This window comes from Candidatus Sodalis sp. SoCistrobi (assembly GCF_900143145.1).
GTDB lineage: Bacteria > Pseudomonadota > Gammaproteobacteria > Enterobacterales > Enterobacteriaceae > SoCistrobi.
Genome location: NZ_FRDB01000065.1, coordinates 1 through 13,494 on the forward strand (window position 1 = coordinate 1; position 13,494 = coordinate 13,494).

Sequence of the window (13,494 nt, forward strand, 5' to 3'; positions counted from 1 at the left end):
TGCTCATGCTGAGTTTCCAGCACTAGATTAACTGCCCGTTCACGGACTTCCGGAGAGTAACGTTTGGTCGTTGTCATAGAGACCTCCACTTTTAAAGTATAGACTCTAATTTATCCGGGGTGATTCATTTACACAAAAAAATTTACAGACCCGGGCGCGGAGATTATCACCACCTCCTATTTCACCCGTAACGCGGTACTGGAGCCGTGGTACTGCGCCAAATTTCCCCTCTATGATGGTCAGGGAGAGGTGTTGGGCACCTTTTGTTACGCCAAAAGATTTACTTTCCTCTCGCTGTGGGATTTCTGCGAACAGCTAAAGCCGTCGGTTATCAGCCTGACGCCGCCTGACGCCGCCTGACGCCGCCTGACGACACCTTTAACGAGAAAGAGCTGGATATCATTTTTTTCGCCATCCAGAAATTCAGCGCCAAAGAGATTGCCGCGGCATTGGGGTTGTCGCATCGGACGGTGGAAAACCGTTTATGCACGATTTATAGCAAGGTCGGCATTAATTCCCTCAGTGCCCTGATCGACTATTGCCAGGCAACGGGCCTGAATCACTATATCCCCCGAAAACGCCTTCGCGAGGGGGTCAACTTCTTCTGGTAATAACATGACAACACGGGCGGCGCGGTGACGCGCTACGCCAAACCCACGCCTGCGGGCTTAGGTGCCCCGCGTGTCCAGAAGTGTCTGACGAAACCGGAAACTGCCATAGCCCAAGTGCCAGCGGTCCGGGATAGCCCAGGTACAGGCCCCCCTCCCGACGGTCGACGTTCGGTTTGGTTAGCCGGACTGACAACATCGGCCCCCTTGCCGCTGCGCAGCCGGACGCTCTCGCGGACCGCGGAGCCAGGCTTATTCGGCTTAACGGCGGGGCCTGACATTGCGCTGCCGGGCGCGGCGAAAGGGTCGCCATGATTGGGGCTAGCGGGTTTATATGCTACAGTGCGCGGCACTCTCGCTTCTGATGGGTCAAAGGGCTAAATCAAGCTTTTGCGCGCCTGCTTTTACAGATCAAAGACGACGGCGGAGAGCCATTGTGGGTGGCCGTGGCGCGTTGCCGGATTGCGGCTAACGCGCCAACAGCGTCCAACCCACCGGCGGTAAGCGGAGGACAGTCAATCAGACGCACACACTCTCGCTGACTGATTCACCTTGTTAAAATGGTAATGTGTTGAAATGTCCTTACTCATCACTAAACGCTGCATCAATTGCGACATGTGCGAGCCGGAGTGCCCGAACGAAGCCATCAGCATGGGCGCGGAGTATTATCAGATAGACGCCGATCGCTGTACGGAATGTATCGGTCATTACGATCGTCCCACCTGCCAGCAGGTCTGCCCGATCGATAACACCATCATCGCCGATCCGCAGCGGGTGGAAAACAGCGATATGCTGTGGGAAAAGTTTGTGCTGCTGCACCACGCCCACCGTTTATAGCCCGATGACGCCGCAAACCGCACGGGCGTCATCGCTCAAAAATGACCGTCGCGCAGGCGTAATGCCGCTCATCGGCCAAGGTGACGTGCATACCGGTAACACCTAACCGGCTGGCCAGCGCCGCCGCCATACCAAATAACCGCAGCGAAGGTTTGCACAACGCATCATTGCAGACCTCAAACTGGGCAAAGGCCAGCCCGTCGCGGATACCGGTACCCAGCGCCTTGGACGCCGCCTCTTTTACCGCGAAACGTTTGGCGAGAAACCGTACCGGCTGATTGTGCTGCTGATACTGCCGCCACTCATCGGGACTGAGGATCCGGCGCGCCAGCCGATCGCCGCTGCGGGAGACCACCGCCTCAATGCGCCCTATCTCGACGATATCGGTACCGATGCCGACAATCGCCATCAGCTGCGCGCTTCACGCATCAGGCGTTTCATGTCTCGCACCGCGTCCGCCAGGCCGCCGATGACGGCACGGCTGATAATCGCGTGGCCGATGTTCAGCTCTTGCATCTGCGCCAACGCGGCCACCGGTTTAACATTGTGATAATCGAGGCCATGGCCGGCATTGACCTTGAGGCCCAGCTTGGTGGCAAAGTCCGCGCCCTGACGGATGCGGGCAAACTCTGCCGCGCGTGAAGCCTCATCGAGTGCGTCGGCATAGGCGCCGGTGTGAATTTCAATATAGGGCGCGCCTACCTCCGCCGCCGCCGCGATTTGCCGCTCATCGGCGTCGATAAACAGCGACACCTGGATACCGGCAGTGCTTAAACGGGTCACGGCCTGGCGCAGCTTATCCGGCTGGCCGGCGACATCCAGCCCGCCTTCGGTGGTGACTTCCTGGCGCTTTTCCGGCACCAGGCAGCAAAAGTGCGGCGCCAGATCGTAGGCGATAGCGATCATCTCTTCCGTCACCGCCATTTCCAGATTCATGCGGGTTTGAATCGTTTTGCGCAGCAGTTGGACATCACGATCGGTAATATGCCGGCGATCCTCGCGCAGATGCACGGCGATGCCATCAGCGCCCGCCTGCTCGGCGATAAAAGCCGCCTGAACCGGATCCGGCCACGCCGTGCCGCGCGCATTGCGCAACGTCGCAATATGATCGATATTCACGCCCAGCAATAATTCAGACATCCTCTTCCCCTGACATGGATAGGTAATGTGTCGCAGTGTAAACCAGCGCGGTAGCCCGGGCCAGTTTATTGCTTGCCCTCGTCACCGTCCGCCCCCGGCTTACCCGCGGCAGCCTTGCCGGCACTCTCCGGCCGGGTCCCCTGCGGGCGCCGGTCAAGAAACTGATGAAATAGCTCGCGGCTCTTTAACGGTTTGCCGCCCAGATAGGGCTTGAGCGCCATACGGGTGAACCGCTTGGCGGCGCGCAACGTGTCAATATCGGGAAACTCCCGCTCTGCCAGGGCCCGCAGTTCGCGCCCGCTGAAGCTGTAGTGGTCCAGAAGTACGCTGGCGGTAAAGCCTTTCTCTTCCCGGTAACGGTAGGTCATAACGTCATCGACCGGCTCACCGCTGCCGGCACAGTGGAGAAAATCGACGCCGTAACCCAAATGCGACAGCAACGCCAGCTCAAAGCGGCGCAGGGCCGGTTCCGGCGAACCCGTGGCGCCCGCCAGCCATTGCAGGCATTGGAGATAATCGTAAAACAGCGTGGAGTAATCGGTTTCATGGGCGAGCACGCGCGACAGCAGCTCGTTGATATAAAGTCCGCTATACAGCATCAGACCGGTAAGCGGCAGCCCCAGCGAGACGGGTTCGGCGCTGCGCAGGGTTTTTACCTCACCGCGGCCGCTCCAGCGGGCCAATAATGGGGTAAAAGGCTGCAACACCCCTTTAAGCGCGGAGCGGCGGGAACGCGCGCCCTTGGCCAAAACGCGCACCCGCCCTTGCTGTTCGGTGAAAAAGTCCAGAAGCAGGCTGGTTTCGCTGTAAGGGCGCGCATGGAGCACGAAAGCGCGTTGCCAACCTTCCATCGGCGCGGCCTAAAGATCGTCGACGTAGCCCAGACTGCGCAGGGCACGTTCATCATCGGCCCAGCCCGATTTCACTTTCACCCACAGCTCAAGATGCACCCGCGTCTCGAACATGGCTTCCATATCATGCCGGGCTTCGATACCGATGGTTTTAATTTTGCTGCCCTTGTTGCCGATGACCATTTTCTTCTGGCCGTCGCGCTCCACCAGAATAAGCCCGTGGATATCGTAACCGCCGCGATCGTTGGTGACAAATTGCTCAATTTCTACCGTGACGGAATAAGGCAGCTCATCACCCAGAAAACGCATCAGCTTTTCACGGATGATTTCCGAGGCCATGAAACGTTGGGAACGATCGGTGATGTAATCTTCTGGAAAATGGTGCACCGCTTCCGGCAGCGTCTTGCGCACAATCCCGGCCAGGGTTTCGACGTTCATGCCGTTCTCGGCGCAGATGGGCACGATGTCATGGAACGACATTTGCTGACTGAGGAACTGCATATGCGGCAGCAGTTGTTCCTTATCCGCCACGTTATCCACCTTGTTGATCGCCAACACGACCGGGCAGTTAACGTCACGCAGTTTGTTAACGACTATCTCATCGTCCGGCGTCCAGTGGGTGCCTTCCACCACGAAAATCACCAACTCCACGTCGCCGATAGAACTGCTGGCCGCGCGATTCATCAAACGGTTGATTGCCCGTTTCTCTTCAATATGCAGTCCCGGCGTGTCCACATAGATAGCCTGGTAAGGCCCCTCGGTGTGGATCCCCATAATGCGGTGACGGGTGGTTTGCGGTTTGCGCGATGTAATAGAGACCTTCTGCCCTAGCAACTGATTGAGCAGCGTGGATTTGCCGACGTTCGGCCGGCCCACTATCGCTACAAACCCACAATAGGTCGTCTGTTCGCTCATTCAAGCTCCAACATTTTGAGTGCCTGTTCCGCCGCGGCCTGCTCGGCTTTGCGACGGCTTGAGCCATTACCGACCACCGGCTGCGCCAGCCCGCTGACCTGGCAATGTATGGTAAATTCCTGGTCGTGCGCTTCGCCACGTACCTGCTCAACCTGATAGGTAGGCAGCGGCAAATGGCGTCCCTGGAGGTATTCCTGCAGCCGGGTTTTCGGATCTTTTTGCTTATCGCCGGGGCTGATTTCATCCAGACGGGAGCGGTACCAATCCAAGATCAACTTTTCGACGGTTTGAATATCGCTGTCCAGGAATACGCCGCCGATTAACGCTTCCACCGTGTCGGCCAAAATCGATTCACGGCGGAAACCACCGCTTTTCAGCTCTCCCGGCCCCAGCCGTAAACATTCGCCCAGCTCAAACTCCCGCGCCATTTCCGCGAGCGTATTGCCGCGGACCAGCGTGGCGCGCATCCGGCTCATGTCGCCCTCGTCAACACGGGGGAACCGCTGATAAAGCGCGTTGGCGATAACATAACTCAGTATAGAATCGCCCAAAAATTCCAGCCGCTCATTATGTTTGCTGTTGGCGCTGCGGTGCGTTAACGCCTGTAACAAAAGATCGTGCTGTTGAAAAGTGTAGCCCAGTTTCTTCTGGAGCCTATTTGTTAAGATGGGATTCATGCGTTACCAATAACTCAACCATGCGTAAAAAACCGCAGCAGACGGAACAGGCCTGGGATCGGCGCGCCTGTCCTAAACTGTTTCGTTTGCAGTAGCTCCCGCGAAGGGAGCCAGCCTTTCAATACCTGAGAAGTATTCTACATCGGTAAGCGGAATAATGCTTCGCTAAAAAAGGAATTAATGAATGCCGCCAATACGACTTAAGCGCACGCCCGTCGGCCATTGGCCTTCCTGTTTCTCGAAACTCATCCAGATAGCCGTTGCTTTACCCACCAGATTTTTTTCCGGTACGAAACCCCAATAACGACTATCGGCGCTATTATCCCGGTTATCGCCCATCATGAAATATTCTCCCTGCGGCACCACCCACTCCGCCAGCGAACTGCCCTGCTGTTGGTAGTAAATGCCCAGTTGATCCTGCTGGCCCGGCACCGTCAGTATGTTGTGCACTACGCCACCCAACGATTCTTTACGCTGCGCCAGGCGCAGGCCGCCGTCCACCTGCCTATCGGGCGGCACCTGCAGGAAGCCGCTACTGGCTTCACCGTTGCCGGTCGAATTAAAGGTCTGCACAAAATCGCTCGGCGCGAGTTGGCTATAGGTAATCGGCAACGCCGTGGCGCAATCCTGCCCGCTGGCGCAGCCTGGCTGTACCGTCACGCGCTTGTTGACGGGATCATAACTGACCCGGTCGCCCGGCAACCCCACCACTCGTTTAATATAATCCAGCTTGGGGTCGGGCGGGTATTTGAAAACCACCACGTCGCCGCGTTTAGGATGACCGGTTTCAATCAAAGTTGTCTGGGTAATGGGATCTTTAATGCCATAGGCAAATTTTTCCACCAGAATAAAATCACCGACCAATAGCGTCGGCATCATCGATCCTGAGGGGATCTGAAACGGCTCAAAAATAAATGAGCGCACGACAAAGACCAGTAACAAAACCGGAAAAATCGACGCGCAGGTTTCGACCCAGCCCGGTTTATGGCTGACCTTTACCGCGACATCATTACCGGTCGTTCCCCCCAGCGCATCTGGGCGTTGCTGGCCGGGCTGCTGCCCCAGACGGCGGCGAGCCGGCGCCAGTTTAAAACGCTCAAGACACCAGAGGATCCCGGTGATAAGCGTCGCGATTGCCAGTATCAGGGCAAACATATTGGCCATGCAATCTCCTCAAACTTATTTGCTGTCTTTACCCACATGCAGAATTGCCAGGAACGCTTCCTGCGGTAGCTCAACGTTACCCACCTGCTTCATGCGCTTTTTACCTTCTTTCTGCTTTTGCAGCAGCTTTTTCTTACGGCTGACGTCGCCGCCGTAGCATTTCGCCAGCACGTTTTTGCGCAGCTGCTTGACGGTGGAACGGGCAATAATATGGTTGCCGATGGCCGCCTGAATGGCGATATCGAACTGCTGGCGCTGAATGAGCTCCTGGAGCTTTTCGACAAACTCGCGGCCGCGGTACGGCGCGTTATCCCGATGGGTAATTAACGCCAGCGCATCGACCCGTTCGCCATTAATCAATACATCGACCCGCACCATATCGGAGTGCTGGAAGCGCTTGAAGCCATAATCCAACGAGGCATAACCGCGCGAAGTGGACTTCAGCCGGTCAAAGAAATCCAGCACCACTTCGGCCATGGGGATCTCATAGGTCAGCGCCACCTGGTTGCCGTGATAGACCATATTGGTCTGCACGCCGCGCTTTTCGATACACAAGGTAATGACATTGCCCAGATAGGCCTGCGGCAGTAGCATATGGCATTCGGCGACAGGCTCACGCAATTCGTTAATATTATTCAGCGGCGGCAGCTTGGCGGGACTGTCCACGTACACCGTGTCGCCATCGGTGGTCAGCACCTCATAGATGACCGTCGGCGCGGTGGTTATGAGATCGAGATCGTATTCACGCTCCAGCCGCTCCTGGATAATTTCCATATGCAGCAGGCCGAGGAAGCCGCAGCGAAAGCCAAAGCCCAGTGCGGTGGAGCTTTCCGGCTCATAGAACAGCGAGGCATCGTTCAGGCTAAGCTTGCCGAGGGCGTCGCGAAACGCCTCATAATCGTCGGAGCTCACCGGAAACAGACCGGCATAAACCTGCGGCTTCACTTTCTTGAAGCCCGGCAGCACTTTATCCGCCGGCTGACGCGCCAGCGTCAAGGTATCCCCCACCGGCGCGCCGTGAATGTCTTTAATGGCGCAGACCAGCCAACCAACTTCGCCGCAGTTAAGCACCTCACGGTCGATACGTTTCGGAGTGAAAATACCCAGTCGATCCGCATTGTAATGTTGACCGGTGCTCATGACCTTAATTTTGTCGCCTTTGCGCAAGGTGCCGTTTTTGATACGCACCAGCGAAACCACGCCTAAATAATTATCGAACCAGGAGTCAATGATCAGCGCCTGCAGCGGCGCGGCCGGATCGCCTTCCGGCGGCGGGATATCGCGCACCAACCGCTCGAGCACATCGGGTACGCCGACGCCGGTTTTCGCCGAACAGCGCACCGCGTCGGTAGCGTCAATGCCGACGATATCTTCGATTTCCTGCGCCACGCGGTCGGGATCGGCGGCGGGTAGGTCGATTTTGTTCAGCACCGGCACCACTTCCAGATCCATTTCCATCGCGGTGTAGCAGTTGGCCAGCGTCTGGGCTTCGACCCCTTGTCCGGCGTCCACCACCAATAGCGCGCCTTCGCATGCCGCAAGCGATCGGGAGACTTCATAGGAGAAGTCCACATGCCCGGGGGTATCAATAAAATTCAGCTGATAAACCTGACCGTCGGGCGCCTTATAGTCCAGCGTCACGCTCTGCGCTTTGATAGTGATGCCACGCTCACGCTCCAGATCCATGGAGTCCAGCACTTGAGCCGCCATTTCACGTTCGCTCAGACCGCCACAGGTCTGTATCAGGCGGTCAGACAGCGTCGATTTGCCGTGGTCGATATGGGCGATAATGGAGAAGTTTCTTATGTTCTTCATTTTAATAGATTTTTCTCTTAAACAGGCGCTCTAACTCGTTCCGGTGGTCGCCCTGCGGGGAACGTGGCCCCGACGGCCCACAAAATAATGGACGCATCTTACACTGTCTGAGGGAAGCAAGGAAGAATAGCGCGGGCCATTGCCGGGATCCGCGCTCTGATTTGGCGTTTCGGCAAAGGTGCAGGGTCCGTCTGTGGCCGGGAGGCACAGACCGCGCGACAGTCCCGCATACGGCCCGCTGGGGGATCGTCCCGGCGATGGCAGCGGGTGTCGTGGCCCGGAGCACCGCACGCCGCAGCGGCGCGACAACAACGGCCTGAGGCGCGGCAATGGTGTAAACCGCACGACGCAGCGGCGCGCCAACGACGGCCTGAGGCACGGCAATGGTGTAAACCGCACGCCGCAGCGTCGCGCCAACGACGGCCTGGGGCACGGCAGTTGTGTAAACCGCACGCCCTACCGGCGCGCTCAACGCGCAACGCCGCCGGGGCGCGGGCGTCAGTCCTGGACATGCAATGATGAAGGCGGCAGCGCCACCTGCAGTATGACCGGCTGATTGTCGCGTGTTTCAGGCGTGTGGCGCGCCAGGTAGCGCGCGCAAAGAAAACCGGCGACGCCACCCGCCACGCCGCCGCAGGCGGCGGCCGGATCGGTGCCCAGCGTGCCCTGAAGCATCGCCGCACCGCCGATAAGCCCCAGCAGCGGCAGCATATACACCAAAAACGCGGAACGCAGCAGGCTGCCTTCATTGATACCGACCTCGACGCGTTGCCCCGGCACCAGCGGCAATGCGCTGGCGACCGCTAAATGATGTTGGGTGCCGGGCGCCATTTTCTCAAGAAGACGGGTCCCGCAGCTGTGCCGGGCGTGGCAGCTGCCGCAACCTTCACGCGCCTCGCAGCGCACCTGCGCGACACCCCGCTGCCAGCTGACGACCGTAGCCCATTCTTTAATCATGGCTGCGCCTTGAAAACGACGCCGTCGGCGATACGCTTCGCGGTGGCCGGCGGTAGTTCGCCGACGACGGTAATTTCCCGATTGCCGCGCTGCTCGGTATGGATAGTGCGGCGTCCGGTGCGGATGAGACGTTCCCCGTTGCCGGTATTCGCCTGACCGACGTTCACCGAGAAGCTGAACAAACCATCGGTATAGAGCCTGGCTTCAATCGGTTCGTTGATGCCCGGCAAGCTACGCCGGCTGCGGGACGCTTCGGACACTCCCGCCGGCAACCAGTTGACGCGCCAGTCGAAATCCGCGGTGGTGGAGGCCGGCAACGCCAGCTGGGGCGGCAAGGTCACTTTTTCTAACCCGGCCATGCTGTTTTCGACCTGCTTGTCGACGTCAAAAGCAATGACGCGGAACTGTTCCAGCGCCTCGCCATCGCGATCCAGCAGATCAACGCGCAGCGGGAGTTTGGTGGTGGTATCGATCCAGACAATATAGCTGAATCGGGTGCCGTCGCGGGCGACAACCCGCACCACCTCGCACAGGCGATCGGCAATACGAGCGCGGCCCACGGGAATAAAATCGTAGAAGTGCGCCAAGCGTTCAAAATTGGCGTAAACAATGGAGGGGAGAGAATCAACGATATGGTCGCCCAGCAGGGTAAAAGGCTCCAACCCGGGCTCGAAATAGCTTATTTCACCGTTACGCTGGACGATCTCGCGGCGCGGGCCGTCCATCTGCAGCAACTGCGCCAGCCGTTGTTTATCGATAACCACGTGGCGGTAACGCAGCGAGTCGACGCCCAGCTTGCTGACCAGCACGTATGCATATTCATAGTCCAGCGTCTGGCTGGCCTGGCTCATTTGCGCGAGCAACGCGCCGGATGCGGTGGTCTGAGCCGGCGCGTGGATGGAATAGAGCAGGCTGCCCGTTAACAAACACACGGCATACCAAATTTGCTTCATTACTGCGGCTGCATTCCTAATGATTGCGTGCCCGGCACCTGTACGGCGGCCTGCTGCGCGTCTTGCTGACTGAACTGCAGGGTATCGGCATGCAGGCGGCGCTGCAGTTCATAGTCCTGCAAAATCGCGTTGATACGCCTGCGCTGTTCCTGCACATGCATCTGCTGACTGCCGTTATCCACCCCGGCTCCGTTGGCCGAAGGGACGCCCAGGCTGACCGGCGATGCCTGGCCCATCATCGGCAGGGTGTTGAAAACCGGATTTTCCGGCTGACCACTGTCTTGAACGACGCCCTGCTGGGTGTTGTAATGCTGCACGCCGACGATAACCGCCAGCGAAACGCAGGCCGCGACGCCGATTTGGGTGAGATGCGAGGCAAGGCCCAAACGGGCAACGCGCGATGTCAACGGCTGCGCCTTGCGCCAGAACGGGGAACGATGCCAGGTGTCCGGTGCCGGCTGCGATTCCGTTACGGCCTGCGGCGCGATACGCACCGGCTCTTCGGCAATGGCGGCAGCGACACGATCGGCAATATCAAGATGGAGAACTTCGCCAGCGTCACCGCGCATGACATCGCGAATGAGGTGATACCGTTGCCAGCTTTGCTGCAACTTCACATCCCTGGATAAATCGTTAAACAGTTCACTATCAAACGATTCCCCATCCATCAGAGCGGAAAGCTTTTCATTGTGCATGCCTGGGTACCTTCTCCTGCCGCCATCGTTAACGTTGAATAAGCGGTTGAATTTTATTGTCAATTGCTTCGCGCGCACGGAAAATTCGTGAGCGTACCGTGCCTACCGGGCAATCCATGATCGACGCTATCTCTTCATAGCTCAGGCCATCTAGCTCGCGCAACGTAATCGCCATACGCAAGTCCTCGGGCAACACCTCGATAGTGCGGAACACTATCTGTCGCAACTCCTCTGACAACATTAAATTCTCAGGGTTCGATATTTCTTTTAATGCGCCGGCACTTTCGTAATTTTCCGCGTCGCTGGCGTCCACATCACTGGAGGGCGGACGCCGCCCCTGAGCCACCAAATAATTCTTCGCTGTATTGACCGCAATACGGTATAACCAGGTGTAGAACGCGCTGTCGCCGCGAAACGACGCCAGGGCTCGATAGGCTTTGATGAACGATTCCTGTACCACGTCCGGCACATCCCCCTGCGGGACGTAGCGCGACACGAGGCTCGCCACTTTATGCTGGTAGCGAACGACCAGTAAATTGAACGCTTTCTGGTCGCCTTTCTGGACCCGTTCAACCAGCACCTGATCCGTTAACTGCTCGCTCATCCGAGGTAATGTCTCCTCAAATTTTTCTCCACGCGCAAAAGAATAATACCGCCAGCTTCTGAACCAATTTTACGAGCAAGCCCGCGATTGGAGTTAATGATAATCATAAAGTTCCGCCACGCCTTGTGTTTTTCTTAAAATAAAGGGCGCGGCCACACTATGCCAAGGCCGCCGGCCGGGCTGAGCACCAGACTACCATAAATAGGATGGCCGGTACTTGGATTCTCGCAGAGCCAACGCCCAGGCGAAAGAGTCACAATAATAAAAAGCGCAGGGTAACGTGAATTCGCCATGCTGTCAGTAAACATGCGTAAATAAACCGCGTCAAAAAGCGGCAATAAGCGGTACAGCCGGCCGGCGTTGGGTGGTACCATTACCAAACAGTCTTTTCTATCGGAATACACACCATCCGCTATGCAACCATCAACTGAATATGCCACCGATGTCCTGGTTATCGGCAGCGGTGCGGCCGGGTTATCGCTGGCGCTGCGTCTGGCCGGGCATTGCGATGTCATGGTCCTGAGCAAAGGTCCGGCTGAATGAAGGTTCCACGCTGTATGCTCAAGGCGGCATCGCGGCGGTGTTCGATGAAACCGACAGCGTCGATTCCCACGTGGACGATACGCTGATAGCCGGCGCCGGCATGTGCGATCGCGAGGCGTTCGAATTCATCGCCGGCACCGCCCGCCACTGTGTGCAGTGGCTGATAGATCAAGGCGTGCTGTTCGACACCGAAAATTCGACGCCGGCCGGCGGCGGCTACCACCTCACGCGCGAGGGGGGGCATAGTCATCGCCGCATTCTGCACGCCGCGGATGCGACCGGCAAAGCGGTGGAAACCACCTTGGTCGGCAAGGCGGCAGCGCACCCGGGCATTCAGATTCTGGAACGCTGCAACGCGGTGGATCTGGTCACCTCCAACCGCCTCGGACTGCCGGGCACGCGGCGGGTGGTAGGCGCCTATATCTGGAACCGCGCCAAAGAGCGGGTGGAGCGGGTGGAGCTGTGCCGCGCGCGCGCGGTAGTGCTCGCCACCGGCGGCGCGTCCAAGGTTTATCAATATACCACCAACCCCGATATTTCCTCCGGCGACGGCATCGCCATGGCCTGGCGCGCGGGATGCCGGGTCGCCAATCTGGAGTTTAACCAGTTCCACCCGACCTGCCTGTTCCACCCCCAGGCGCGCAACTTTTTGCTTACCGAAGCACTGCGCGGCGAAGGCGCCTATCTGCGCCGGCCCGACGGCAGCCGTTTCATGCCGGATTTCGACCCCCGCGCCGAGCTGGCGCCGCGGGATATCGTCGCCCGGGCAATAGACCATGAAATGAAGCGGCTGGGGGCCGACTGCATGTACCTCGACATCAGCCACCGGCCGGAGGCGTTTATCCGCCAGCATTTCCCGACCATTTATGACAAGCTGCTGACGCTGGATATCGATCTGACCCGTCAGCCTATCCCTATCGTACCTGCGACTCATTATACCTGCGGCGGCGTAATGGTGGATAAACACGGGCGCACCGATTTAGATGGTCTCTATGCTATCGGCGAGGTCAGCTATACCGGCCTGCACGGCGCCAACCGCCTGGCGTCCAATTCGCTGCTGGAATGTCTGGTCTATGGCTGGTCGGCGGCGGAGGATATCCAGCGCCGTCTGCCGGCCATCGCCCAGGTTCGTCAACTGCCGCCCTGGGATGAAAGCCGGGTCAACAATTCCGATGAAGAAGTGGTGCTGCAGCATAACTGGCACGAGCTGCGGCTTTTTATGTGGGACTACGTGGGTATTGTGCGCACCACCAAACGGCTGGAGCGGGCGCTGCACCGTATAGAGCTACTGACGCGCGAAATTGACGAATACTATTCCAACTTCCGCATCTCCAATAATTTGCTGGAGGTACGCAATCTGGTGCAGGTCGCCGAATTGATTGTTAAAAGTGCGCTACAGCGCAAAGAGAGCCGCGGCCTGCATTTTACGCTGGATTATCCCGCGATGCAGCCGGACCCGCAACCGACCATATTACAGCCCTGATAATCGTCATCGCCTCTTCGTCATACTCGTCATTACCGGTAAAAGACGTAACCGGTGATGACGGTCCGGCTTACCATGGTGAGATGCCTATGGGGGCCTTCGGAAAACTTCGCCTCGCTGCATTTTGAATCACCCCGGATAAATTAGAGTCTATACTTTAAAAGTGGAGGTCTCTATGACAACGACCAAACGTTACTCTCCGGAAGTCCGTGAACGGGCAGTTAATCTAGTGCTGGAAACTCAGCATGAGCA

At 57.9% G+C, this 13,494-nt stretch carries 13 protein-coding genes and 2 pseudogenes; 3 read left to right on the forward strand and 12 right to left on the reverse strand.

What is annotated here, in order from left to right; genetic code table 11:
• Positions 1-153: 153 nt before the first annotated feature.
• A pseudogene (locus tag CINSTRO3249_RS16195) lies at positions 154-611 on the forward strand (helix-turn-helix transcriptional regulator); the annotation flags it as partial.
• A 573-nt stretch (positions 612-1,184) separates the two neighbouring features.
• A complete protein-coding gene (locus CINSTRO3249_RS06380; RefSeq protein WP_074012642.1) occupies positions 1,185-1,445 on the forward strand; it encodes a YfhL family 4Fe-4S dicluster ferredoxin in 261 nt (86 codons plus the stop codon).
• A gap of 28 nt (positions 1,446-1,473) precedes the next feature.
• Here CINSTRO3249_RS06380 and acpS read toward each other — a convergent pair whose 3' ends face one another.
• The 12 genes from acpS to CINSTRO3249_RS06440 form a co-directional block, all read right to left on the reverse strand.
• Positions 1,474-1,854, reverse strand: a complete 381-nt coding sequence (gene acpS / locus CINSTRO3249_RS06385) for a holo-ACP synthase (protein ID WP_074012643.1) — start codon at positions 1,852-1,854, stop codon at positions 1,474-1,476.
• Positions 1,854-2,585 (reverse strand): pyridoxine 5'-phosphate synthase, encoded by a 732-nt coding sequence (gene pdxJ, locus CINSTRO3249_RS06390; RefSeq protein ID WP_074012644.1) that lies wholly within the window; start codon positions 2,583-2,585, stop codon positions 1,854-1,856. The genes acpS and pdxJ overlap by 1 nt, the downstream gene beginning before the upstream one ends.
• A gap of 65 nt (positions 2,586-2,650) precedes the next feature.
• Complete coding sequence (gene recO / locus CINSTRO3249_RS06395) at positions 2,651-3,436, reverse strand: DNA repair protein RecO (RefSeq protein WP_074012645.1); 786 nt, start codon at positions 3,434-3,436, stop codon at positions 2,651-2,653.
• A 9-nt stretch (positions 3,437-3,445) separates the two neighbouring features.
• A complete protein-coding gene (gene era / locus CINSTRO3249_RS06400) occupies positions 3,446-4,351 on the reverse strand; it encodes a GTPase Era (protein WP_074012646.1) in 906 nt (301 codons plus the stop codon).
• Entirely contained in the window at positions 4,348-5,028 is a 681-nt protein-coding gene (rnc, locus tag CINSTRO3249_RS06405; protein WP_074012647.1) for a ribonuclease III, read from the reverse strand. The genes era and rnc overlap by 4 nt, the downstream gene beginning before the upstream one ends.
• A gap of 177 nt (positions 5,029-5,205) precedes the next feature.
• Positions 5,206-6,192 carry a signal peptidase I gene (gene lepB / locus CINSTRO3249_RS06410; protein WP_074012648.1) on the reverse strand — a complete coding sequence of 329 codons (987 nt, stop codon included), beginning with the start codon at positions 6,190-6,192 and terminating at the stop codon, positions 5,206-5,208.
• A 15-nt stretch (positions 6,193-6,207) separates the two neighbouring features.
• Positions 6,208-8,007, reverse strand: a complete 1,800-nt coding sequence (gene lepA / locus CINSTRO3249_RS06415) for a translation elongation factor 4 (protein WP_074012649.1) — start codon at positions 8,005-8,007, stop codon at positions 6,208-6,210.
• 498 nt (positions 8,008-8,505) lie between these two features.
• Entirely contained in the window at positions 8,506-8,964 is a 459-nt protein-coding gene (gene rseC / locus CINSTRO3249_RS06420) for a SoxR-reducing system protein RseC (protein WP_074012650.1), read from the reverse strand.
• Positions 8,961-9,917: a sigma-E factor regulatory protein RseB gene (rseB, locus tag CINSTRO3249_RS06425; protein WP_074012651.1), complete on the reverse strand. Its 957-nt coding sequence runs from the start codon at positions 9,915-9,917 to the stop codon at positions 8,961-8,963. The genes rseC and rseB overlap by 4 nt, the downstream gene beginning before the upstream one ends.
• Positions 9,917-10,612: an anti-sigma-E factor RseA gene (rseA, locus tag CINSTRO3249_RS06430; RefSeq protein ID WP_074012652.1), complete on the reverse strand. Its 696-nt coding sequence runs from the start codon at positions 10,610-10,612 to the stop codon at positions 9,917-9,919. Before rseA ends, rseB begins: the two co-directional genes overlap by 1 nt.
• A 28-nt stretch (positions 10,613-10,640) precedes the next feature.
• Positions 10,641-11,216: an RNA polymerase sigma factor RpoE gene (gene rpoE / locus CINSTRO3249_RS06435; RefSeq protein WP_025421295.1), complete on the reverse strand. Its 576-nt coding sequence runs from the start codon at positions 11,214-11,216 to the stop codon at positions 10,641-10,643.
• Positions 11,217-11,350: 134 nt separating this feature from the next.
• Positions 11,351-11,590, reverse strand: coding sequence for a hypothetical protein (locus tag CINSTRO3249_RS06440; RefSeq protein WP_074012653.1), 240 nt, complete (start codon positions 11,588-11,590; stop codon positions 11,351-11,353).
• A gap of 40 nt (positions 11,591-11,630) precedes the next feature.
• Between CINSTRO3249_RS06440 and nadB the strand changes: the two are divergent.
• A pseudogene (nadB, locus tag CINSTRO3249_RS06445) lies at positions 11,631-13,242 on the forward strand (L-aspartate oxidase).
• Positions 13,243-13,494: the final 252 nt, after the last annotated feature.